The following is a 23,305-nucleotide window of genomic DNA, read 5'->3' on the forward strand; positions in this document are numbered from 1 at the left end:
TCAGCCTAGCGACACGACGGGGACTCCCAGCAGGTGCACCGACTCCGGCGTGGCGGTCTCCCCCGCGCCGATCGCCACGATCCCGGCCACGTGGGCCCGGTCGGCGACGGCGGCGAGCATGCGGACCGAGTCCTCGTGCTTCCGACCGACGTCCACGACGACCCAGACCTGGTCGGGTGCGAGTCCGGCGGCCGTCGCGACGTCGTCCCAGGCGGCGACCGCGAGCAGCGCGTACCCGTCGCGGACGCCCTCGGCCCGGGCGAGGATCCCGCTCCGCCGGTCGGCCGCGTCGGTCGGCCGGAGTGCGTGCCGGGTCGCGAAGATCCCGGCGGCCGCGTCCACGTCGTTCGGACGCCCGACGAGCAGCACGAGGTCGCCGTCGGCGGACCGGACCGACGGGGCGGGCCGTGTGGGTGCGGTGGCGGCGACCAGCTGCTCGGCCACGACGTCGTCGACGAGCCGAGCCGTCCCTCCAGGAACGACCGACGGACCGGGCACGTCCAGGAGGCGCGACCCACCCGGCTCCTCCGCCCCCGCCTCCGGCAGTGCACGCGTCGGGCGCGGGGCGCTCCCCGTGATCCCGTCGGCGACGAAGCCGTCGAGCACCGACGCGAACGCGTCGGCCCGCGTGGACGCGGTGCCGTCGTGGCCGGCGATGCGCGCCTCCGCGGCTTCGGCGTCGGCCAGGAGCGCGGCGATGCCCACCCGCTGCACCGGAGAGTCGGCGATGGCGACGCGCGCGGTGGTGACGTCGTCGGGGCCGGGGACCTCGACGGTGGCCTCGACGTGCGCCTTGCGGAACAGCCCGCCGATGCCCGGTGTGGTGACGCGCTCGGCGGCGACGATGCGTGCGCCCGGTCCGAACTCCGAGCGGACGGCGTCCCGGAGCTCGTCGAGCGTGGCGCCGTTACGCTGCAATCGGGTCGGCGGCACGGACCACTCCCACGGTCTCGATGGTGGAGCCCGCGGCGGTGGCCTCCTGGTAGGAGAGCACCGGCAGGCCGTTCGACTGCGCGGAGACCATGCGGTGCACGGCCGGGCGGAGCTGCGGGGCGCAGACGAGGACGGCGGAGATCCCCTGGTCCTCGACGGAGCGGACGGCCTCGCGGAGCGACCCGAGGACCTGCTCGATGCGATGGGCGTCGAGGACGATCTGGGTCCCCTGCTCGGACGGCCGGAGCCCCTCGAGCATCGACTGCTCGAGCAGCGGGTCGATCATGATGACCCGGAGCGTGCCGGCGTCGAGGTACCGGGCGGGCAGCGCGGGGCCGAGTGCAGCGCGGGCGGCCTCGACGAGCCCCTCCGGGTCGGTCGACACCTTCGCGCGGAGCGTGAGGCCCTCGCAGATCCGGCCGAGGTCGTTGATCGGGACCCGTTCGGCGAGCAGGCCCTGCAGGACCCGCTGCAGCTCGGCGAGCGAGAGCATCCCGGGGACGAGCTCCTCGACGGCCGCGGGGTTGACCTGCTTGACGCCCTCGGTGAGGACCTTGACGTCCTCGCGGGTGAGGAGCCGCGCGGCGTTGTCGCCGATGATCGCCTGCAGGTGCGTGACGAGCACGGAGACGCGGTCGATGACGGTCGCGCCGGTCATCTCGGCGGCGTGCCGGAGCTCGGCGGGGACCCACTTGCCGGCGAGGCCGAACACCGGTTCGACGGTGGTCTCCCCGGGGAGCCCCTCGAGGTGGTCGCCGAGCGCGAGCACGCTGCGCGACGGTGCGGTGCCCCGGCCGGCCTCGACGCCGGCGATGCGGATGGCGTAGGTCGACGGCGGGAGCTCGATGCTGTCGCGGGTCCGGACGGGCGGGACGACGATCCCCATGTCGATCGCGATCTTCCGGCGGAGTGCCCGGACGCGGCCGAGCAGGTCGTCCGAGGCGCCGGACACCATGTCGACCAGGTCGGGCGCGAGCAGGATCTCGAGGGCGTGCACGCGCATCTGCTCGATGAGGTCCTCGGGGGTGTCGGCGCTCGGCGCGGCGGCCTCCATGGCCTGCTGCTGGGCGACGGCCGCCTCCTCGCGCTTGGTGTTCTGCCCGAGGCGCCACCCGATGATGAGCAGCGTGGCGCCGATGACCAGGAACGGGACGATCGGCATGCCGGGGATGAACCCCATCGCGATCGCCGCCACGCCCGCGATCACGAGGGCGTTCCGCGACTGGGTGAGCTGCTGCGAGGCCGAGGTACCGATCTCGGTCTCGGCGCCGGAGCGGGTGACGATCATGCCCGTCGACACCGCCATGAGGAGCGCCGGGATCTGCGTGACCAGCCCGTCGCCGATGGTCAGGATGCCGTACTTCGACAGGGCGTCGGTGATCGACAGCCCGTTCTGCACCATCCCGATGGCGATGCCGCCGACGAGGTTGATGACGATGATGAGGATGCCGGCGATCGCGTCGCCCTTGACGAACTTCGACGCACCGTCCATGGCACCGTAGAAGTCGGCCTCGGCGGACACGGCGGCACGGCGTTCCTTCGCCTGGGCGTCGGTGATGAGCCCCGCGTTGAGGTCCGCGTCGATCGCCATCTGCTTGCCGGGCATCGCGTCGAGGGTGAACCGTGCCCCGACCTCGGCGACGCGCTCGGCGCCCTTCGTCACGACGACGAACTGGATGACGACGAGGATCAGGAAGATCACCGCGCCGATGATGATCGAGCCGGAGACCGCCACGTGGCCGAACGCCTGGATGACGTCGCCGGCGAACCCCTCGCCCAGGACGAGCCGGGTCGACGCCACGTTGAGGCCGAGCCGGAACAACGTCGCGACGAGCAGCAGCGACGGGAACACCGAGAAGTCGAGCGGCTTCTTCACGAACAGCGTCGTGAGCAGGATCACCAGCGCCAGCAGGATGTTGCAGATGATGAGGAAGTCGAGCAGGAAGGACGGCACCGGCAGGATCAGCAGCAGGATGATGCCGACGATGAAGACCGGGACGACGAGCTTCGGCAGGTCCTTGCGGTTCATGCGGGCACCCCTTCGGGAGTCGAGTTCGGGCGGAGCTTGCGGGGCCGGAGGTCCCCGCTGATCGTGGCCGGGTCGATGACCGTCGCGACCTCGTCCGGGGTGGTCGGCCGCGGCGGGGCGTGCGTCCCGGCCGCCGCTCCCCTGGCCTTGAGCGCCATGACGAACGACAGCACGCGGGCGACCGGCGTGTAGAGGTCGACCGGCACCTCCTGCCCGAGCTCGCACGCGGCGTGCAGCGCACGGGTGAGCGGGACGTCCTGGACGATCGGCACCCGGGCCTCGAGCGCCTTGTCACGGATCATCGCCGCGACCGGACCGGCGCCCTTCGCCACGACGCGCGGCGCGGACTTCCCCGGCTCGTACGACAGCGCGACGGCGTAGTGCGTCGGGTTCGTCATCACGACGTCCGCGGTGCCGATCGCCTGCACCATCCGGTTCCGGCTCATCGCGAGCTGTCGGGACCGGCGCTGGGACTTCACGAGCGGGTCGCCCTCGGCGTGCTTGTTCTCGTCCTTGACCTCGCGCTTGGTCATCATCGTGCGCTTGCGGTTGCGGCGGATCACGACGAAGACGTCGAGCGCGGCGAGGACCAGGCCGGCGACGATCGCCGCCCGGAGCAGGGTGCCGGTCCCGGCGGCCGCGGCGTCGAGCACGGCGGACAGCGGGAGCGATCCGCTCGTCATGAGGACGGGGACGAGTGCCTGCACGGCCATCCAGAGGACGAGGCCGACGACGGCGGTCTTGAGGAGCGCCTTGCACCCGTTCCAGAGCGCCTGGGTGCCGAACACCCGCTTCAGGCCCTGGATCGGGTCGAAGTGCTCGGGCTGCGGGGCCAGCTTCCGGACGTGCACGCCGCCCTGCGCGACCGCTGCGGCGAGCACGGCGACGGCGACGACCCCGAGCATCGGGCCGAGGGTCCCGCCGAGCGAGCCGAGGGCCTCGTGGAACACGGCGTTCATGGTGCCGATCGTCGGGTCGGCGATGACGCGCTGCACGGCTCGGAGCTGCTCGGAGCCCGCGGCGGCGGCGTTGCCGATCGCGGACGGCATCATGAGCGCCGCGACCGCGATCCCGATCCACGCACCGAGGTCCTGCGACCGCCCGATCTGGCCCTTCTGGTGGACCTCGCGCATGCGCTTCTGGGTCGCCTGCTCGGAGCGTTCTCCGCTGTCGGACACGTCGTCACCCCCGTCCCGTGATCGCGGCCACCGCGTCGCCGGTGAGGGACGAGACGACGGACGGCAGGGCCATGAAGAGCGCGCCGGCGAAGACGACGGTCAGCCCGATCTTGATCGGGAAGCCCATCTGGAAGGCGTTGAGCGCCGGGGCGACGCGCGTGAGCAAGCCCAGGCCGACGTCGGCGAGGAAGAGCACCACCACGAGGGGCCCGGCGATCTGCAGCGACGACAGGAACATCTGCGTGAGCGCGGTGACGAGCACGGACGCCAGGCCGCCGAGGTCGAACGTGCCGGTCAGCGGCACCGCGTCGAAGGAGCGCACGAGTCCGGCGACGATGAGCTGGTACCCGCCCGAGGCGAACAGCAGTGCGAGCGCCGCCATCTGGAACAGCCGCGTGAACTGGGCGCCGTTCACCTGCGACTGCGGGTCGAAGGCCTGCGCCAGCGTGAACCCGCCGAACAGGTCGATGAGCGCACCGGCCGACTGCACGGCGGCGAACACGAGGAACACGAGGAACCCGAGGGCGAGTCCGACGAGGAGCTGCGTCAGGAGCGCGAGCAGGAACGGTCCGGTGTCGAGCGACTCGTACCCGACCGCGACGCGCGGGGCGACGCCGATCGCCAGCCCGATGCCGAGGATCACCTTCACCGTCGCGGGGAACGCGCGGTACGAGAACGGCGGCGCGATGACGAAGAACGCGACGAGGCGGACGCCGGCGAGCATCGTCGCCTCGAGGCGGTCGCCGTCGATCGACAGCTCCATCAGGCCGTTCCCAAGAGCTTCGGGATCATGTCGAACGCGACGTGCGTGAACCCGACCATCTCCGAGATCATCCAGTTGCCGCAGACGACCAGGGCGATCGCGACGGCGACGGCCTTCGGCACGAAGGAGAGCGTGACCTCCTGGATCTGCGTGACCGACTGGAACAGCGAGATCGCGAAGCCCACGACGAGCGACGTCACGAGCACGGGCGCGGCGAGCTTCGCCGACACCAGGAGCGCCTGGAGCGTGAGGTCGATGACGGCCTGCTGGTTCATCAGTGCACCACCTGGTAGCTCTCGATGAGGGACTTGATGATGAGCCCCCACCCGTCGACGAGGACGAACAGCAGGATCTTGAACGGGAGCGAGATCATGACCGGCGGGAGCATCATCATGCCCATCGACATGAGCGCCGCGGAGACGACGAGGTCGATGACCAGGAACGGGATGAAGATGACGAACCCGATGATGAAGGCGCTGCGGAGCTCGGAGATCACGAACGCGGGGATCACCGTCGTCATCGGCACGTCGGCCATCGACTTCGGGTTGTCCTGACCGGCGGCACGGGTGATGAGCGCCACGTCCTCCTCACGCGTCTGGTGCAGCATGAAGGTCCGCAGTGGCTTCGTCCCGATCTCGACCGCCTGGGTGAAGTCGAGGTGACCGGCGAGGTACGGCTGCAGGGCGTCGTCGTTGATGTGCCCGAGGACCGGTGCCATCACGAAGAGCGACAGGAACAGCGCGAGGCCGGCCAGCACCTGGTTCGGCGGGATGGACTGCAGCGCGAGGGCGTTCCGCGTCATCGCGAGCACCACGAAGATCTTCGTGAACGACGTCATCATCAGCATGAGGGCCGGTGCGACGCTGAGCAGGGTGATCCCGATCAGGGTGACGACGGCGGACGACGGGGTGCCGTCCGGGCCGTTCACGCTGACGCTGAAGTCACCGGTCGACTGCGGCGTGGGCGTGGCGGGGGCGGTCGGCTGCACGACACCGGCCGCGTGGGCGCCGGTCGCCGTGAGCATGAGGAAGCCGGCGACGATCGTCACCCCCAGCAGGAGGAGGGCGATCAGGCGTCCGGTGCGGGCCGCGGTCACCCGGCCCGCCGGTTCCGGAGCGCCGAGGCGGCCTGCCGCCAGGTGTCGGCGGACAGGATCGACCCCTGCAGCTGCTGCGCCGTGGGCAGCGTGGTGCGCTGCGAGCGGCGGTTGCGGGGACGCATGGGCAGCGGCTGCGCCGCGTCGGACGGGAGGGACGGCTCAGCTGCCGTCTGCTGCTCCAGTTCCTGACGGAAGCGGTCGGCCGACGGGGTCGGACGCACCGGCAGCGTCACCGGCCCGGTCACGATCGTGAGTTCCGGCGCCGGCGCCTGCCCGCTAGTGAGCAGGGCGACACCGTGCTCGGAGACACCGAGCACGAGGCGCTCGCCCTCGACGTCGACGACGACGACGCTCGCCTTGCCGCCGATGCCCTGGCGGCCGACGACCTCGACCGACGCCGAGCGGCGGCCCTTGGCCTTGCCCGCACCCAGGCCGCTCTTCGCGACGCGACGGTGCAGCACCCACATCAGGGCGAGCACGACGCCGAGCGAGAGCGCGACGCGGAGGACGATGACGGCGGTGTCCACGTCGGGGCTCAGACGCTCTCGGCGACGTCGAGGATCTTCGTGATCCGGACGGCGTAGTCCTGGTCGACGACGACGACCTCGCCGTGGGCGATGAGCCGGCCGTTGAGCAGGACGTCGGCCGGGGCTCCGGCGCTGCGGTCGAGTTCGACGACCGCGCCGGGCTCCATGCCGAGCACGTCGCGCACGGACATCCGGGTGCGGCCGATCTCGACGGTCAGGGTCATCTCGACGTTGTTGATCCGGCCGAGGTTCCCGGCGGGCAGGCTCGTCGTCGGTGCCGCGGCGGCCGGTGCGGACACGGTGCCGTTCTCGCGGACGCGCAGCGCGAACCAACCGCCGGGGACGCCACCGGCGGTCAGCTCGAACACGACCGCGTCCGGGTCGGCCAGGAGCGCCGAGGCCGACTCGCGCCGAGCCTCGCCGAGGACGCCGACGCCGAGGACACCGGCGGCGGCCTCGAGGGACGGACGGAGCACGTCGGTCACGTCGACGATCCCGTGGTCGGTGCCGCCCGCGGCGACGACGGCCTCGAGGTCGGTGAGCACGAGGACGAGGTCGGCCGACAGGCCGCCGACGAAGGACGCGACCACCGCGTCACCGGCCGCCTCGAGGGCGACGGGGGTCGCGCCTCCCGGGACCGCCACCGCTGCGAGCGGAGCGGCCGTCGGGAGCTGCGCGGCGAGTGCCTCGGCCGCCTGCGTGTGGAGGGTGGTCGTGACGGTCATGCGGGCTGCTCCGATGTGGTGGTGACGACGATGCCGGCGAGGCGCGAGCCGTTCGCGCCGACGGCGGCGGTGCCGACGGGCTCGCCGTCGACCGCGATGGTGAGGGGGCGGTGCTGCGGGTGCGGCAGCGGCAGCACGTCGCCGACGGCGAGGCGCAGGACCTGCGACGGCAGCACCGTCGCCGGGGCGAACCGCAGGCTGACGCCGACCGGGACGCCGGCGAGCTGCGCGTCGACGAGGGCGCGGGCGTCGGCGGGGGTGACGTGGGCGGCGGCCTCGCCGAGCTGCGGCAGGACGGCGTCGGCCGGCAGCGCGAGCGTGCCGGGGGCGACGCGCTCCCCCACGCGGATCGTGAACGAGGCGACGATCATGAGGTCGCCCTTCTGGGCGGCCTGGGCGAACTGCGAGTTGAACTGGAAGCCGCCGGCGGTGACGTCGTGCGCGAGCAGGCCGCCGAACGAGTAGCGGAGGTCGTCGAGGGCGTCCTCGACGATCTTGCGGACGAGCGCCTGCTCGATCGGGGTGAACGTCCGGTCCGGCGTCGGGAGCGGCTTCGAGGCGCCGAGCGCGTGCGAGACCCAGGTGAGCGCGGCGTCGAGCGGGACCTGCAGCACGCCCTTCGGGACGACGTCCGCGATGGGGAGCAGCACCATGCCGGTGAGCGCGGGCAGCGAGGCGGCGTACTCGTCGTACGTCGTCATCTGGACCTGCTCGCACGTGACCTGGCTCACCGCGCGGACCTTCGCCGTCAGCTGGGTGCCCCACTGGCGCGCGAAGGTCTCGAAGGCGAGCTCGAGGACCCGGGCGTGCTCGCGGGCGAGCGTCGACGGGCGCGCGAAGTCGTACACCTCGGGCGCTGGCAGGGTCTCGGTCACGGGTGCGTCTATCGGTCCGCTGTGGAGCACCCGTCAGTGCTGTGCCCCGTTCTGGGGCGGTGGTGCGCTCAGCCGGCTCGTGCTCCGTCCTGTGCCTTCGCCAGGGCCGGCATCAGCGCGCTGACGTCCTGGTCCTGGTTCGACAGCACCACGATGTCGACCCGCCGGTTCAGCGTGAGGTCGGCGTCCGTTCCGCCCTTCGCCAGCGGACGGCTCGACCCGAACCCGACGCTCTGGATGTGCTGGGCCGGCATCCCGCCGCGTTCCACGAGGTCGCGGAGCACCCCGGTCGCGCGGGCGGCGCTCAGCTCCCAGTTCGTGGCGTACGGCGCGGTGGAGTTCCGCTGGTCGGCGTGGCCCTCGACGCTGACGTCGTGGCCGCTGGTCTTCAGGACCGGGGCGATGGCGTCCATGATCCGCTTCGCCTGGTCGGACAGGTCGGCGCTGTTCGTGGTGAAGTACGTCTCGCTGCCGACGAGCCGGACCGTGAGCCCACGGGCGTCGACCGTGAACTGCACGTTCGACGTCTGCCCGGCCTTCGCGAGGTTCGCCTTGATCGCCTGCTCGATGGCCTGCAGGTCGTCGAGCTCCTTCTTCGCCGCGGCGACGTCGGCCTTCGTCGCGGTCGTCGGCACCACGGTGGAGGCCGGGTCGACGTTGGTGTCCTTCGTGCCGGACGACGCGGTCGAGTGGTCTGCCTGGGACTTGTCGACGGAGTACCCGGAGCCGTCCTCGACCTCGTCCTTCGTCACGACCGTGCCCGACGCGGTGTCGATCTTCTGCGACTTCACCTCGCCGAAGCCCGTGGCGAGCGAGTTCTTCAGCTGGATGTACTTCTGCTGGTCGACCGTGGACATCGCGAAGAGCACGAGGAACATGCACATCAGCACGGTGATCATGTCCATGTACGAGGCCATCCAGCGCTCGTCGGGGTGCTCGGCCTCGTCGTGCGACTTCTTCGACCGTCCACGACCGCGCCCGCGGGGGTTGGCGCTCATCGTCAGGCCGCCAGCTGCTGGTCGTCGGCGTCCGCGTCGCTGCCCTTGCCGGCCTTCGCCTTGCCGCCCTTGGCGTCCCCACCGCGCGCCGCGGGCGGGACCATGGCGGTCAGTCGCTCGCCGAGCAGGCGCGGCTGGCTGCCGGCCTGCACCGCGAGGAGCCCCTCCATGAGCAGCGTCTGGCGGTCGGCCTCGAGCTGCGCGAGCTTGCGGAGCTTCCCGCCGATCGGCAGCCACAGGAAGTTGGCGGTGAGCAGGCCCCAGAGCGTCGCGACGAACGCGCTCGCGATGAGCGGACCGAGCTCGTCGGGCTTGCCGAGGTTCGCGAGGACGTGGGTCAGCGACACCACGGTGCCGATGATGCCGACGGTGGGGGCGAAGCCGCCGAGGCCCATGAAGAACGAGCTGGCCGACCGGACCGGGGCGGCGTTCGACTCGATCTCGTCCTCGAGCAGGATCCGCAGCTCGTCGCCGTCCGTGCCGTCCGCGATGTTCTGCAGCGCCTTCTTCATGAACGGGTCGTCGTGCTTGTCGGCCTCCTGCTCGAGTGCGAGCAGACCGTTCGCACGGGCCGTCTCGGCGAGCCCGACCACGTCGTCGATGACCGACTGCGGCGGGGTCACCTTGCCGGTGAACGCCTTCGGCACGGCCTTGAAGCTGGCGATGGCGTCCTTGAGGGTCGTGCTCGCGATGCCGCAACCGATCGTGGCGCCGAACACGAGCAGCATCGGTGCCGGCAGGAACAGCCCGGCGAGCTCGACGTGCTCCATCTCGACCATGCCGAACAGGGCGCCGAAGGCGAGCAGGATCCCGATGATCGTCGCGATGTCCACGTCAGCGACCCCCGTCCTGCGTGCGGGGTGCCCGGTCGGTGGACACGGCGTGGATCGGGGCGACCGGTGCCAGCGTCGGCTGCGGGCCGGTGGCGTTCCGCGCGGCGGTGTCCGTGCCGTAGGCCATGCCGACGATGCGTGCCCGGTACGCGGCGATCAGGTCGATGACGTCGGCCAGGGACTCGCGGACGATGTACTTGGCGCCGTCGACCATGATGAGCGTCGTGTCCGGCGTCTCCTGGATGCGCTCCACGAGATCGGGGTTGACAGCGAATCCGCTGCCGTTGAGTCGTGTGACGACGATCATGGCCCGTCCTGGTTCTCGATCGTCCCGCCGCCGTCCGTGGGGCGGGATGCTGCCCGTCCGTGGGCTGCACCGAGGACTATCGGCGGGCCGGGGCCGGTCGTTAGGCGTGACCGGCACGGTCGGATTCCGGATCGGGTGCATCCGATCGGCCCCGTCCGCCGGTAGTGCCGGTGTGACGTCGACGACGACGTCGTCCGTACCGGCCCGAAGGGGCCAGAAGGAGACCCGACATGCGCAAGACACTCGCCACCGGCCTCGCCGCCGGTGTGCTGCTCGCCGCCGCTGCGGCCGCGGTCCCGGCGGCCGCCGCCTCCGCCGCCACCGGGGACGCGACGCTCTCCGTCCTGCACGCCGTCCCGGACGTCACGGTCGACGTCTACCTGGACGGGAAGCGCGCCCTCGACGACTTCACGCCGGGGACCCTCGCCGGCCCGATGATGGTCCCGGCGGGCGCCCACCAGCTCGCGATCACCGCCTCGGACGCAGCCGATGCGTCGGAGCCGGTCATCGGCCCCGTGGACGTCACGCTCGACGCCGGCGGGAACTACACCGCCGTCGCGCACGACGACACCAGTGGGAAGCCCACCGCCACGCTCTTCACCAACGACGTCTCGGCCACCCCGGCCGGACAGGGCCGCCTGATCGTCCGGCACGTCGCAGCCGCTCCCGCGGTCGACGTGCTCGCCGGTGGCGAGGCCGTCGTCAGCAACCTGTCGAACCCGGACGAGCAGGCCCTCGAGCTCCCCGCCGGAACCGTCTCGGCATCCGTCGCCGCCACCGGCACGACCGACCCGGTGATCGGTCCGGCCGATGTCCCGGTCACCGCCGGAGCCGACACGATCGTGTACGCCTGGGGCAGCCTCGACGACCAGAACCTCGCCCTCGCCACCCAGACGATCTCGGACCTCGGCGGCACGCCGAACGGCGTCCCGGCCGGCAATGCCGGACTCGTCGCGACGAACCGGACCGACACCGTCGGGATCGTCGGCGGGACGACAGCAGCCCTCGCGGCTGCGGTCGCGATCGGCGCGGTGGTGCTCCGGCGCCGCCGCACCGTGACCGGGGACCAGCGGCAGGACTCGGGTCACTGACCGTGCCGTCCCCGGTCCGGACCACCGCGGCGGCGCTCGTCGTCGCCGCGGTGGCCGCGACCATCCTGACCGGGTGCTCGTCGGGCGGCTCCCCCACCCCCGACGGGCACCCCTCGACCGCGATCGTCACCGGTCCGTCGTCGACGCCGACCCCGGTGCCGTCGGCGTTCTCGACCGCGGTGCCGCAGGTCCGCGCCACGGTCCCGCCGGCCGTCCGGGTCGCCGCTCCGTCCCGGATCGCCGTCGACTGGGCCGGGGTGCGGGCCGAGGTCCGTCCCGAGGGCGTCGACGACCGGGGCGCGATGTCCCTGCCGCCCGATCCGGCCGTCGCCGGCTGGTACCGGTACGGCGCAGCACCGGCGTCGACCACGGGGACCGTCGTGATCGCCGCCCACGTCGACGCCGTCGGCTACGGCGTCGGGCCGTTCGCCCATCTCCGGGACGTCCCCGCCGGCACGACCGTCACCCTGACCGACACGGCCGGTGACCGGACCCGGTGGCGGATCGACTCGGTCGCCCTCGTCGCCAAACGCGGCCTCCCGTGGGCCTCGGTCTTCCGGACCGACGGGCCGCGACGGCTCGTCCTGGTCTCCTGCGGCGGCGTGTTCGACGAGTCCACCCACCACTACGAGAGCAACCTCATCATCAGCGCGACGCCCGCCTGACCGGACCGAGCACGTCCGCCGTACGATCGGGTCACGGTCGACGACGACCACGCCAGCGACAGGATCCAGTGACGACCACCCTCCCGGACGACAGCGAGCTCTCCGACGCGTTCAGCGCCGGGAGCGAGGACGCCCTGCGCGCCGTCTACGACCGGTGGTCCCCGCTCGTCTACTCGTTGGCGCTCCGCGCGCTGGGCGACCAGTCGGCGGCCGAGGACGTGACGCAACAGGTCTTCGTCAAGGCCTGGCGTCGGAGTGCCAGCTACGACCCGGAGCGGGCCCCGCTCGGCGCCTGGCTCGTCGGGATCACCCGGAACTGCATCGCGGACGCCTTCGCGGAACGGACGCGGCACGCCAGGACCACCGACCCGACCGTCGTCGAGGAGACCGCGGCGGCACCGGAGTCCGAGTTCGACCTGGCCGAACGCGCACTGGTCGCGGGCGAGCTCGACCGGCTCGACGACGTGCCACGCCGGGTCATGCGCTTGGCGTTCTACGACGAGCTGAGCCATCGTGAGATCGCCGAGCGGCTCGGACTCCCCCTCGGCACCGTCAAGAGTCACATCCACCGAAGTCTGGCTCGGCTCCGAACACGTCTCGAGGTGATCGAATGAAGCACGTCGACGACGAGACGCTCGCCATGCTCGCGGTCTCCGGTGTCGTGGCCGACGACGCCGTGACGGAGCACCTCGCTGCCTGCGCGCGGTGCCGCGACGAGGTCGCGGACCTGCAGCGTGTGGCCGCCGTGACGCGGTCGTCCTCCCACGTCCGGCTCGACGCGCCCCCGGAGGCGGTCTGGGACCGCATCGCCGCCGAGGTCCGGGACGGTCCGCCGCGCGACGTCCCGGCGGAGTCCCCCGCACCGGTCCCGGTCACCGGAACGGGCCCAGGAGGAACGACCCGCCCCCGCGGACGGGTCACCCCCGGTGGGCCCCGCGTCCACCGCCGTCGGCGCGTCCTCCTGACCGTCGCGGCCGTCGTCGGGGCGTTCGCGATCGTGCTCGGGATCGGCGTGGCGACGGGTGCCCTGCCCGGGCTCCCCGGCTCGGCGTCCGAGACCGTGCTCGCGCGGGCGGAGCTGGACGCCCTGCCCGGGTGGTCCGGGGCCGGTGGCACCGCCGAGCTGGAGCGGGACCGCGACGGGCGGCTCTCGCTCGTGGTCGACCTGCGCGGCGGGACCGGACGAACGGGTACCGGTGCCCTGCGCGAGGTGTGGATGATGCGCTCCGACCTCGACGGGCTCGTCAGCGTCGGGTTCCTCGACGGCGACCGCGGGCGGTTCACGGTCCCGTCGGGCATGGACACCGCACGCTTCCCGGTCGTCGACGTCTCGGCCGAGGCGGACGACGGCGACCCGGCACACTCGGGCGACTCGATCGTGCGCGGCCGGCTCGCACGCCCCTGACCGAGGGCGTGCGCAGTAGCCTGACGCCGTGATCACCCCCGAGGACCTGCTCGTGGGCCCCCGAGGCCGACGCTTCTGCTTCGAGCTCCTCGGACACGCGGCCGACGAGTCGTCCGAGGTCGCCCACGCACTCGAGGCGGTCATCGACACGGTCGACCCGCGGTCGATCGACACCACGCAGGTCCTCCGTGCGCTCGCGGACACGGCCGACACCGCGATGTCCTGGCAGGAGCCGGACGCGACCGACGTCCTGCTCGCCCGGTCCGACTTCGCCCCGGCGCTCGCCCGGCTCGCGAGCACCTGGGCGTCCCTCCCCGCGGTGACCGCCGTCGTCGAACCGCCCGGAGCGGTGACGCAGTGGAGCACGGTCTTCGACGGCGAGCACAGGCGGCACCCCGACCGCGGCGCCGGTCCGGGAGCAGCAGCCCGGAGCCTCACTGCGTGGCACCGCGCACTGGCGACCGAGGTGGCCGCCGTGCGGCCCCGCGATCGTCGTCGCCCGGCCGCGGCGAACGTGAGCGGCTCCTGGTGGTCGACACCACCGTCCGAACTCCTCACCACCACCGCCGCCGCCGGGACCCTCGGCCCGATCGGGCTCTGGGCGGTGGAGGACGGGCTCGGCTGGGAGCGTGCCACCGTCGCGCCGATCCACCCGTCACCGGACGTCCGCGTCCTGGTGGTCGACTCCGCGGAGGACTGGGGTGCGCTCTGCCGCCGGTGGTCCGTCGACGTGAGCGACACGACGCGCCGGCACGACTGGTACCGCACCACCGGCCGCGACGGACGGTGGCTGACACCGGACTGGTCCGCGCTCGCCGAGACCCACGACGCCGTCCACGTGACGGTCCGCGCCTGGCTCCGCGCAGCCGGCACCGCGATCCCGGTCGACCCCGACACCGCGAGCGTCATCGCCGGGTGGACGCCGGACACCACCGTGTGGCTGCGCGACCCGCAACCGGTGGTCGACGACGACGCCGCGACCGTCTGGACGTTCGACGGCGACGCGCTCCGCTGGACGACAGGTGACGACGAAGTTCTCACAGACGGTGTATTCCCGACCCGATCCTGAGAAGACTGGGCGTTGTCCCCCGTGATTTATCTCATGAGCGTGTTAGCGTGCCCCTCATGACCGACACCACCATCGTCGCTCCCCCGACCACCCCGGCCCCGCTCCGCGAGGTCGGCGCCCTCATCCGGGGCGCCCGCAAGGGCCGCAGCATGACCCAGGCCCAGCTCGCCGAACGCGTCGGCACGAGCCAGAGTGCCATCAACCGCATCGAGCAGGGCGGGCAGAACCTGTCCCTCGAGATGCTCACCCGCATCAGCGACGCCCTCGACCAGCAGATCGTCTCGATCGGCGGCGCCCCGCAGCGTGCTCACCTCCGCGTGCAGGGCGGCCGCAAGCTCAGCGGCTCGATCGCGGTGAACTCGAGCAAGAACGCCGCCGTGGCGCTCCTGTGCGCCTCGCTGCTGAACCGTGGCGTGACCCGTCTGCACAAGGTCGCGCGCATCGTCGAGGTCGACCGCATCATCGACGTGCTCCGCAGCCTCGGTGCGACGGTCACCTGGTCCGAGGACGGCGAGACCCTCGAGATCGTCGCCCCGTCCGACCTCCGTCTCGACGCGATCGACGCCGATGCCGCCCGCCGGACCCGCAGCGTCCTCATGTTCCTCGGTCCGCTCAGCGGCCGCTACGAGTCCTTCCGCCTGCCGTACGCCGGCGGCTGCGACCTCGGCACCCGCACGGTCGAGCCGCACCTCATCGCCCTGCGCCCGTTCGGCGTCGACGTCGAGGCGACGTCGGGCTGGTACGAGGTCGACGTGGCGAACACCGAGGTCCCGACGAAGTCGGTCGTCCTCACCGAGCGCGGCGACACCGTCACCGAGAACGCGATCCTGGCAGCGGCCGCCCGCGATGGCGAGACCGTCATCCGCAACGCCAGCCCGAACTACATGGTGCAGGACCTCTGCTTCTTCCTCGAGCTCCTCGGGGTGGAGATCGAGGGCATCGGCACCACCACGCTCCGGATCACCGGCAAGAGCCGCATCGACGAGGTCGTGGACTACTGGCCGAGCGAGGACCCGGTCGAGGCGATGAGCCTGCTGACCGCCGGCATCGTCACCGACTCCACGCTCACCGTCACGCGCGCACCGATCGAGTTCCTCGAGATCGAGCTCGCGACCCTGGCCGAGATGGGCCTGCGCTTCGACGTCACCGACGAGTACCCCGCCGCGAACGGCCGCACCCGCCTGGTCGACATCACGGTGTACCCGTCCGAGCTGCACGCGCCGATCGACAAGATCCACGCGATGCCGTTCCCCGGCCTGAACATCGACAACCTGCCGTTCTTCGTGGTCATCGCCGCGATGGCGGAGGGCACCACGCTCGTGCACGACTGGGTGTACGAGGGCCGCGCGATCCACCTGCTCGACCTCACCCGCCTGGGCGCGAGCGTGACCCTGCGCGACCCGCACCGGCTCGACGTGACCGGCCCGACGCACTTCTCGGGTGCCGAGGTCAGCTGCCCGCCTGCCCTCCGCCCCGCCGTGGTCATCCTGCTGGCGATGCTCGCGGCCAAGGGCGAGAGCGTCCTGCGCAACGTCGGCATCATCGCCCGCGGCTACGAGCAGCTGCAGGAACGGCTCAACTCGCTCGGCGCGTCCATCGAGACGTTCCACGACTGACGCACCGGAGGCCGCACCCGGCCGCCTGCCGACGTGACCCGACGGCCCGTCCCCGCAAGTGGGGACGGGCCGTCACCCGTCCCGGGCGAAACGAGCCGTTCCTCCAGGCCGATGCCCAGGAGCGCTCCACTGCCCACCCAGGCCGACGGTGCTGGATGGGCTGATGGCCACGAGATCGCTCCTGACCGTCCCCCTGCTCACCACCGTCGCAGCCGCCGCCCTGGCGTGGTTCGTGCTCGGTCCGGCCGCCGCGCTCGCGTTCGTCGCGCTCGCGCTCCTCGAGATCGCGATGGCGGCCGACTCGTCGGTCCCGATGGCCGGCATCGCGTCGCGCCTGCACTCCCCCGCACGGCGGCTGTTCCTGTCGCTCGGCATCGTCGCTGGTGTCCTCGCGATGCGGCTGCTGCTCCCACCGGCCGCGGTGGCGGTCGGCGACGCGACCGACCCGGCGAGCTCGGTGGGCGAGGCCGTGTTCGCACCGGGCTCGTTCTCGGCGCACCTCGCCGAGGTGCGGCCGGCCCTCGCCGCCTTCGGCGCCGCGTTCATCTGGCTCGTGTTCGCCGAGTACCTCTTCAACACGGACCGCGCGTCGCGTCGGTCCTGGCTGGGCCGACTGGAGGCGCGGCTCGCCCGGGTCGCCCGCCCTCGCGTCTGGTCGCTGGTCACCGCCGGCGCCGGGGTGCTGCTGACCTCGGTGCTCGTGGGGGTCGACGCCGGGTGGTCCCCGCCGACGCTGCTGCCGGTGGTCCTCGGCGGGACGATCGGCATCGGCGCGTACCTCGGGTCGAAGCGGATCGCGGCATGGGCGCTCCGGAGCACGGACGGGACCGACACGGCGTCGATCGGGACCGGGAGCGGCGCCTGGCGGATCCACGCCTACGCCTCGACGGTCGTCTTCGAACGCGGGCTCGTGGTGTTCATGCTGTTCGAGATCCTCGACGGGGTCTACAGCCTGTCCGGCTCCGGTGTGCTCGGCGGTGACGGGCTCGGGGCGCTCGAACAGGCGGCCGTGGCGATCGCCGCGATCGGGGTCGGGGCGGTGTTCCTCGCGCGCCTGACCTCGCGGCTCGACGAGGCGTCGGGGCTGAAGCGGCTCCGGTACCTCAAGGCGGGGGCGGCGTACGTGCTGGGCATCCTCGCGGTGCTGCTGTGGACGAGCCTGCTCGTGCCGATCCCCGGCGTCGTCGTCGGGTGGTTCGGCAGCGTCGTGATCGGCCTGGCGCTCGCGACCTCGCTGCCGTGGGGTGCGTGGTGGCGGCGGGCGCGGCGGTCGTTGCCCGGCGGGGCGCGCGCCGTGCGGGGCTGAGCGGTCCGCCTCGCGGCAGACCCGCGCCGTCGAGGACTCCGGGGGCGCGCGGAGCCGCACCGTGCCTCCTGTCCGGTGTCAGCCGCGACCGACGAACGGCATGGCGGTCGGCATGACCGTCAGGTTCGGCACGTTCGTGCCGGCCGGCATCCCGGCCATGTACGCGACCGCTCGGCCCGTCTCGGCGACGTCCATCGTCGGTTCGGGGCGGATCGAGCCGTCCGCCTGCATCGTCCCGTCCGCCGCGCCCGACCCCATCGTGGTGGCGGCGTTGCCGATGTCGAGCTGCCCGCAGGCGATGCCGAACGCCCGACCGTCGAGCTGGAGCTGCTTGGTCAGGCCGGCCACCGCGTGCTTGGCGACCGTGTAGGGCGCGGAGAGCGGACGCGGTGCGTGCGCGGAGATCGAGCCGTTGTTGATGATGCGGCCGCCCTGCGGTGTCTGGGTCCGCATGATCCGGAACGCCTCGCGGGCGCAGAGGAACGAACCCGTGAGGGTCACGGCCAACACCTCGTCCCAGGTGTCGAGCGTGATCTCGTCGAACTGCGTCGCCGGCGCCCCGGTGCCGGCGTTGTTGAACAGGAGGTCGAGTCGGCCGAACCGCGCGACGGTCTCGTCGAAGAGCCGTCGGACGTCCGCCTCGACCGAGACGTCGGCGACGACCGGCACGATGCGCTCCGAGACGGCCGCGACCTCGTCGAGCGGGCCACGCCGCCGTCCGGCGACCACGACCGTCCACCCGTCGCCCGCCAGCGCGAGTGCGGCGGAGCGGCCGATCCCGCTGCCGCCGCCGGTCACGACGGCGATGCGGGTGTCACGCGCGCGGGCGGGGGTCGTGTCGTCGCTCATGGCGGCACGCTACCGCGGACGTCCGTCCCCGTGCGTCATGCGTCGACCACTCCGTCGGGCACCGGTGCGACCAGGCCCGCTCGCCGACGGAGGTCGAACGCTGCCGCGACCAGCTCCCGCGTGCGCGGGTGCCGTCCTGCGTCGAACAGCTGCTCGGCCGGACCGACGTCGACGATCCGCCCGGCGTCGAAGACCGCGATCCGGTCGGCGACGCGACGTACCACCGCGAGGTCGTGCGACACGAAGACGCACGTCGTCCCGGTGGTGCGCTGCAGGTCGAGGACGAGGTCGAGGATCCGCGCCTGCACGGACACGTCGAGCGCCGAGGTGGGCTCGTCGCACACGACCAGCGGGACGGGACCGGCGAAGGCCCGGGCGATGGCGACGCGCTGTTTCTGTCCGCCGGAGAGCTGCGCCGGCCGGCGGTCGAGGACCGCGGCGTCGAGTCCGACCCGGGCGGCGAGGTCCTCGGCGCTGCCCTCGCCACCGAGCAGTCGGATCGCCCGGCCGAGCACCTGGCGGACGGTCCGCCTCGGGTTGAGCGACGCGTCGGCGTTCTGGAACACGACCTGCACGGGCGGGGTCCGTCGCCCGGGGCCGTCGCCCGCGGCGGAGGCAGCCGTGGTCACCGTGCCGTCGTAGCGGACGAGGCCGGCGAGGGCCCGTCCGAACGTGGTCTTGCCGGAGCCGGACTCCCCGACGACGCCGAGGACCTCACCCCGGTGCAGGTCGAGGTCGATGCCGTCGAGGGCGACCGCACCGTCGTACTCCTTGCGGAGGCCGCGGACCGACACGAGCACGTCGTCCTCCGTGGTGCCGCGTGCGGCCTTGCCCGCGGTGATGTCCGGCAGCGCCTCGACGAGCTGCACCGTGTACGGCTCGGACGGCGCACCGAGCACCGTTCGGGCGGACCCCTCCTCGACGAGCACGCCGTGCCGGAGGACACCGACCCGCTCGCAGTGCGCGGCGACGAGCGGCAGGTTGTGGCTGATGAGGAGCGTGGCGAAGCCGGTCTCCTCGCGCAGTTCGTCGATGAGCGCCATGATCCCCGCCTCGACGGTGCTGTCGAGGCCGGTCGTGGGCTCGTCGAGCACGAGCAGCCGCGGCCGGGAGACCAGGGCCATCGCGATCGCGACGCGCTGCTGCTGCCCGCCGGACAGCTCGTGCGGGTACCGGACGCCGATCGTGTCCGGGTCGGGCAGGCCGACGCGGGTGAACGCCTCGACCGTGCCGGCCTCGGCCTCGGCCCGCCCGGACCCGGTGGCACGGAGCACCTCGGCGACCTGACGGCCGACGGGCATCGTCGGGTTCAGCGCGAGGCCCGGCTCCTGGTGCACGACGGCGACCACGTCACGCCGGAAGCGCCGGAGCCGTTCGCGGCGGAGCGTGGGGACGTCCGAACCGTCGACGACGATCGCCGCCGCCGAGACGTCGGCATCCGGACCGAGCGAGGCGGTGAGGGTCCCCGCCACCGTGCTCTTGCCGGAGCCGGACTCACCGACGAGGCCGTACGACCCGCCCGCCTCGATCGTGAACGACACCCCGTCGACGACCCTGACACCGCGGTACGCGACGGTGAGTCCCTCGACCCGGACCAGCGGTTCGCTCACTCGGCGACCTCCTTGAGGTTGTCCGCGATGAGGTTCGCGGCGACGACGATCGACGCCACGGCGACGCCCGGGAAGACGACCGTCCACCAGGCGGCCTGCAGGTAGGCGCGGTTCGCGTTGATGTCGAGGCCCCAGTCGGCGGCCGGAGGTTGCGACCCGAGGCCGAGGAAGGACAGCGACGCGGTGATGAAGATGGCGGCACCGAGGCTCAGGACGGCCTGCACGACGAACACCCCGACGACGTTCGGCAGGAGCTCGGTGAGCATCGCCCGGAGCGCGCTCTCGCCCTGGAGCCGGGCCGCCTGCACGTAGGACTTGCCCATCTCGACGAGCACCGCGGCGCGGACGATGCGCGCGATGCCCGGAGCGAACAGCACGCCGACGATGAGCACGAGCGCCGGGGTCGAGACGCCGAACGCCCCCACGAGCACCACCAGGAAGATGAGGCTCGGCAGCGCGAGGAGCACGTCGAAGAACCGCATCAGGGCGGTGTCGACCCAGCCGCGGTGGAAGCCCGCGACGAGTCCGAGCGTGCCCCCGAGGACGGTCGCGAGCGCGGCACCGAACGGGCCGATCACGAGCGCCGGGCGGGCGCCGGCCGCGACCCGGGCGAAGACGTCGCGTCCGAGCGAGTCGGTGCCGAACCAGTGCGCCGCACTCGGCGCCTGCAGGAGTTCCCCGGTCTTCGCGAACGGCTGCAACCCGAGCGCGTGCCACCCGACGGCGAGGACGACCCACCAGACGAGGACCGCGATCGAGACCAGGAAGGTCGGGCGACCCAGCAGCGCGCGCCAGCCACGACGGGCACGGCGCGATCCTGCGGTCTGCTCCGGCCCGGTGACGACCGGGGCGTCGCTGGCGAGGGCTCCGGGGACGACGGCGGTCATGCGGTGACCCGCCGTTCGAACCGGATCCGGGGGTCCACCACGACGAACAGCAGGTCGGTGAGCAGCAGCGCGCCGAGGGACAGCGCTCCGGCGAGCATCACGCCGCTCTCGAGCAGGAGCGCGTCCTTCCGCTCGGCGGCCGACACGAGCAGCGCGCCGAGCCCCGGGTACGAGAAGAGCGTCTCGACGATCACGCTCCCGCCGAGCAGGGTGCCGAGGTAGATCCCGAGCACCGAGAAGGTCGGGATGAGCGCGTTGCGGACGACGTGCCGCCGGACGATCTGACCGGTCGTCAGCCCCTTCAGCACCGCGGTCCGGTGGAACTGCGACCGGATCGTCTCGATGACCCCGGCCCGCACCATCCGGGTCAGGACGGCGAGGTACGCCAGGGCCAGCACGACCGCCGGCAGGGTGAGCACCCGGAGCCGCTCGCCGAACCCCGCGTCGAGCGCCCCGGACGCCTGCACGGGCACGACGCGGAGCCAGACCGCGAAGACCAGCAGCAGGACGATCCCGACCACGAACTCCGGGATCGCGGAGACGGTCAGCAGGCCCACCGTCACGACACGGTCCGACCGGCGCCCCTGGCGGTAGGCCTGCACGGCGCCGAGCACGAGGGCGACCGGCACCATGATGACGAAGGCGTACGCGCCGAGCAGGAGCGAGTTGCCGAGCCGTCCGAGCACCAGGTCCCGCACCGGCTCGGAGTACACGAAGCTCGTGCCCCAGTCGCCGGTCACGAACCCGCCGATCCAGTGCAGGTACCGGCTCACGAGGGAGCCGTCGAGTCCGTGGTCGACGTTCCAGGCCTGCACCTGCGCCGCCGTCGCGTACTGCCCGAGCGCGTTCCGACCGGGGTCCCCCGGGACGACCTGGACCAGCCAGAACGTGAGGATCGAGACCACGACCAGGACGAGCGGGATCTGGACGACCCGCTGGCCGACGAGGGACAGCAGACGACGGCGGCGCGCGGTGCTCATGACGAGGTGACCCCGATCCCGCGGAAGTCGAACCCGCCCGGGAAGTCCTGCCCGGACCGGAAGGTCCCCGTCACGCGCTTCTGCAGCAGGATGCTGCTCGACGCGAACGCCGGCACGATCACCGGCAGGTCCGTCCACTCGATCGTCGCGATCCGGTCGGCGAGGTCCTGCCGCTCGGACTCCGACGTGGTCGACTCGTACTGGTCGACGAGGGTCTCGAGCTCCGGGTTCGAGTACTTCGACGCGTTCCAGGCGGCGCCGGACCGGTAGATCAGGTCGACGTACTGGGCCGGCAGTCGCTGCGCCCAGTTCGTGATCGTCACCGGGGCGTTGAGCCACGGCGTGTCGGCCCCGTCGGCGTAGTACTGCGCGCTCGTGAGGACCTTGAGCGTGACGTCGAACCCGCCGACGGCCTCGAGCTGCTGCTGCACCACCTGGGCGAGCGCCTTCTCGGCGTCGAGCGTGGTGATCTCGAACGACACTGTCTTGCCGCCGAGGAGCTCCCGCACCTTCGCCGCGTCCTGCGACCGCTGCTCGAGGCCCTTCGGCTGGATCGCGGAACTCGGGAAGAACGTGGTGTCGTTGCCGACCTCGGCGTTCCCGCCGTAGACCGTCTTGACGATCTCCTTCCGGTCGAGCGCCAGGGCGAACGCCTCGCGGACGTCCGGGTCGTCGAACGGTGCCTTGGTCACGTCGAGGAAGATGCCGTCGAACTTGTTGTAGTACGGCTTGGTCTCGTTGTAGTCGGAGGCCTGCAGCGTCGAGGTCGCGGTGGGGCTCGACGCGATCTGGTCGATCTCGCCGCTCTGGAAGGCCAGCAGCTGTGCCTGGTCGTCGGCGTAGAACTTCACGTCGACCTTCTCGAGGTCGACGTCCTTCGCGTCCCAGTAGTCGGGGTTCTTCGTGAACGTCGCGCCCTGGCCGGCGGAGTACTTCGACAGCACGAACTGGCCGGCACCGACGGGCTGCTTCGCCCAGTTCGTCGACGCCGTGAAGCCGGCGGGCTGGATCGTCGTGTTCGAGCCGGTGAGCAGGTAGGGGAAGTCGGCGTAGGGCTTGTCGAGCGTGAACTCCACGGCGGAGTCGCCGTCCGCGGCGACGGAGCCGAGGATGCCCTCGAAGCTCGACTTGCCGGGCGACTGGCTGTCCGTGCCGATGATCGAGTCGAACGTCGCGACGACGTCCTTGCTCGTGAGGGCGGCGCCGTCCGAGAACTTCAGGCCGTCGCGCAGGGTGACGGTCCAGGTGCGCCCGTCGGACGAGGCCTTCCAGGAGTCGGCGAGCCGGCCCTCCAGCTTGCCCTGCGCATCCTGGCTGAGGAGTCCCTCGGATGCAAGCCCGACGATGAACATCGCGTTGTAGTCGGACGTGGTGAGGGGGTTGATGGTGCTGTCGGGCTCCTGGAGGCCGAGCGTGTAGGTGCCGGCGTCCGAGGAGCCGGACGAGGCGTCGCCACCGGACGAGCACGCGGCGAGGGTGAGGGCGAGGGCGGACGCGGTGGCCGCGAGGGCGAGGCGCTTGAGGCGACGCCGTCGCGACGTGAGGTCGACGGTCATGGTT

At 72.3% G+C, this 23,305-nt stretch carries 24 protein-coding genes; 7 read left to right on the plus strand and 17 right to left on the minus strand.

Features of this window, described 5'->3' with window-relative positions:
* The 12 genes from WFH25_RS17875 to WFH25_RS17930 all read right to left on the minus strand — a co-directional run bounded on the left by WFH25_RS17875 (position 1) and on the right by WFH25_RS17930 (position 10,267).
* Entirely contained in the window at positions 1-933 is a 933-nt protein-coding gene (locus WFH25_RS17875) for a hypothetical protein (RefSeq protein ID WP_336698840.1), read from the minus strand.
* Positions 908-2,962, minus strand: coding sequence for a flagellar biosynthesis protein FlhA (locus WFH25_RS17880; protein WP_092387222.1), 2,055 nt, complete (start codon positions 2,960-2,962; stop codon positions 908-910). The genes WFH25_RS17875 and WFH25_RS17880 overlap by 26 nt, the downstream gene beginning before the upstream one ends.
* On the minus strand, positions 2,959-4,140 hold the full coding sequence (locus tag WFH25_RS17885; RefSeq protein ID WP_071301625.1) for an EscU/YscU/HrcU family type III secretion system export apparatus switch protein: 1,182 nt from the start codon (positions 4,138-4,140) through the stop codon (positions 2,959-2,961). The genes WFH25_RS17880 and WFH25_RS17885 overlap by 4 nt, the downstream gene beginning before the upstream one ends.
* A 4-nt stretch (positions 4,141-4,144) precedes the next feature.
* Complete coding sequence (locus WFH25_RS17890; protein ID WP_070418906.1) at positions 4,145-4,903, minus strand: flagellar biosynthetic protein FliR; 759 nt, start codon at positions 4,901-4,903, stop codon at positions 4,145-4,147.
* The gene (fliQ, locus tag WFH25_RS17895) at positions 4,903-5,178 is read right to left on the minus strand and encodes a flagellar biosynthesis protein FliQ (protein WP_070418905.1); all 276 of its coding nucleotides are present in this window, start codon (positions 5,176-5,178) and stop codon (positions 4,903-4,905) included. The genes WFH25_RS17890 and fliQ overlap by 1 nt, the downstream gene beginning before the upstream one ends.
* Positions 5,178-5,999, minus strand: coding sequence for a flagellar type III secretion system pore protein FliP (fliP, locus tag WFH25_RS17900; protein WP_336698841.1), 822 nt, complete (start codon positions 5,997-5,999; stop codon positions 5,178-5,180). Before fliP ends, fliQ begins: the two co-directional genes overlap by 1 nt.
* On the minus strand, positions 5,996-6,529 hold the full coding sequence (locus tag WFH25_RS17905) for a FliO/MopB family protein (protein WP_071294622.1): 534 nt from the start codon (positions 6,527-6,529) through the stop codon (positions 5,996-5,998). Before WFH25_RS17905 ends, fliP begins: the two co-directional genes overlap by 4 nt.
* 8 nt (positions 6,530-6,537) lie before the next feature.
* Complete coding sequence (gene fliN / locus WFH25_RS17910; RefSeq protein WP_309779507.1) at positions 6,538-7,254, minus strand: flagellar motor switch protein FliN; 717 nt, start codon at positions 7,252-7,254, stop codon at positions 6,538-6,540.
* Positions 7,251-8,129 carry a flagellar motor switch protein FliM gene (locus WFH25_RS17915; RefSeq protein WP_083403170.1) on the minus strand — a complete coding sequence of 293 codons (879 nt, stop codon included), beginning with the start codon at positions 8,127-8,129 and terminating at the stop codon, positions 7,251-7,253. The genes fliN and WFH25_RS17915 overlap by 4 nt, the downstream gene beginning before the upstream one ends.
* Positions 8,130-8,197: 68 nt before the next feature.
* A complete protein-coding gene (locus WFH25_RS17920) occupies positions 8,198-9,127 on the minus strand; it encodes an OmpA/MotB family protein (RefSeq protein ID WP_336698845.1) in 930 nt (309 codons plus the stop codon).
* Between the two features lie 2 nt (positions 9,128-9,129).
* Positions 9,130-9,960, minus strand: coding sequence for a motility protein A (locus WFH25_RS17925; RefSeq protein WP_071294618.1), 831 nt, complete (start codon positions 9,958-9,960; stop codon positions 9,130-9,132).
* Position 9,961: 1 nt separating this feature from the next.
* Positions 9,962-10,267 (minus strand): flagellar FlbD family protein, encoded by a 306-nt coding sequence (locus WFH25_RS17930; protein ID WP_070418899.1) that lies wholly within the window; start codon positions 10,265-10,267, stop codon positions 9,962-9,964.
* Between the two features lie 230 nt (positions 10,268-10,497).
* Between WFH25_RS17930 and WFH25_RS17935 the strand changes: the two genes are divergently transcribed.
* The 7 genes from WFH25_RS17935 to WFH25_RS17965 all read left to right on the plus strand — a co-directional run bounded on the left by WFH25_RS17935 (position 10,498) and on the right by WFH25_RS17965 (position 17,419).
* Positions 10,498-11,358 carry a DUF4397 domain-containing protein gene (locus tag WFH25_RS17935; protein ID WP_336698847.1) on the plus strand — a complete coding sequence of 287 codons (861 nt, stop codon included), beginning with the start codon at positions 10,498-10,500 and terminating at the stop codon, positions 11,356-11,358.
* Between the two features lie 2 nt (positions 11,359-11,360).
* On the plus strand, positions 11,361-12,023 hold the full coding sequence (locus WFH25_RS17940; protein ID WP_336698848.1) for a class F sortase: 663 nt from the start codon (positions 11,361-11,363) through the stop codon (positions 12,021-12,023).
* A 68-nt stretch (positions 12,024-12,091) separates the two neighbouring features.
* Complete coding sequence (locus WFH25_RS17945) at positions 12,092-12,637, plus strand: RNA polymerase sigma factor (RefSeq protein WP_071294616.1); 546 nt, start codon at positions 12,092-12,094, stop codon at positions 12,635-12,637.
* On the plus strand, positions 12,634-13,428 hold the full coding sequence (locus tag WFH25_RS17950) for an anti-sigma factor (protein ID WP_336698850.1): 795 nt from the start codon (positions 12,634-12,636) through the stop codon (positions 13,426-13,428). Before WFH25_RS17945 ends, WFH25_RS17950 begins: the two co-directional genes overlap by 4 nt.
* A gap of 28 nt (positions 13,429-13,456) precedes the next feature.
* The gene (locus WFH25_RS17955; protein ID WP_336698851.1) at positions 13,457-14,497 is read left to right on the plus strand and encodes a hypothetical protein; all 1,041 of its coding nucleotides are present in this window, start codon (positions 13,457-13,459) and stop codon (positions 14,495-14,497) included.
* A 56-nt stretch (positions 14,498-14,553) separates the two neighbouring features.
* Entirely contained in the window at positions 14,554-16,113 is a 1,560-nt protein-coding gene (locus tag WFH25_RS17960; RefSeq protein ID WP_336698852.1) for a helix-turn-helix domain-containing protein, read from the plus strand.
* A gap of 163 nt (positions 16,114-16,276) precedes the next feature.
* Positions 16,277-17,419, plus strand: a complete 1,143-nt coding sequence (locus WFH25_RS17965; protein WP_336698853.1) for a DUF475 domain-containing protein — start codon at positions 16,277-16,279, stop codon at positions 17,417-17,419.
* A 78-nt stretch (positions 17,420-17,497) separates the two neighbouring features.
* Here WFH25_RS17965 and WFH25_RS17970 read toward each other — a convergent pair whose 3' ends face one another.
* Genes WFH25_RS17970 through WFH25_RS17990 form a run of 5 tightly spaced genes read right to left on the minus strand, consistent with a single transcriptional unit; the run spans position 17,498 to position 23,301 of the window.
* Positions 17,498-18,268 carry an SDR family oxidoreductase gene (locus tag WFH25_RS17970; RefSeq protein WP_309779500.1) on the minus strand — a complete coding sequence of 257 codons (771 nt, stop codon included), beginning with the start codon at positions 18,266-18,268 and terminating at the stop codon, positions 17,498-17,500.
* A 35-nt stretch (positions 18,269-18,303) separates the two neighbouring features.
* On the minus strand, positions 18,304-19,878 hold the full coding sequence (locus WFH25_RS17975; protein WP_336698855.1) for an ABC transporter ATP-binding protein: 1,575 nt from the start codon (positions 19,876-19,878) through the stop codon (positions 18,304-18,306).
* Positions 19,875-20,765: an ABC transporter permease gene (locus tag WFH25_RS17980; protein ID WP_336698857.1), complete on the minus strand. Its 891-nt coding sequence runs from the start codon at positions 20,763-20,765 to the stop codon at positions 19,875-19,877. The genes WFH25_RS17975 and WFH25_RS17980 overlap by 4 nt, the downstream gene beginning before the upstream one ends.
* Entirely contained in the window at positions 20,762-21,745 is a 984-nt protein-coding gene (locus WFH25_RS17985) for an ABC transporter permease (protein WP_336698858.1), read from the minus strand. The genes WFH25_RS17980 and WFH25_RS17985 overlap by 4 nt, the downstream gene beginning before the upstream one ends.
* The gene (locus tag WFH25_RS17990) at positions 21,742-23,301 is read right to left on the minus strand and encodes an ABC transporter substrate-binding protein (protein WP_071301637.1); all 1,560 of its coding nucleotides are present in this window, start codon (positions 23,299-23,301) and stop codon (positions 21,742-21,744) included. Before WFH25_RS17990 ends, WFH25_RS17985 begins: the two co-directional genes overlap by 4 nt.
* Between the last annotated feature and the right edge of the window lie 4 nt (positions 23,302-23,305).

This window comes from Curtobacterium sp. USHLN213, assembly GCF_037144815.1.
In the GTDB taxonomy this organism is placed as follows: domain Bacteria; phylum Actinomycetota; class Actinomycetes; order Actinomycetales; family Microbacteriaceae; genus Curtobacterium.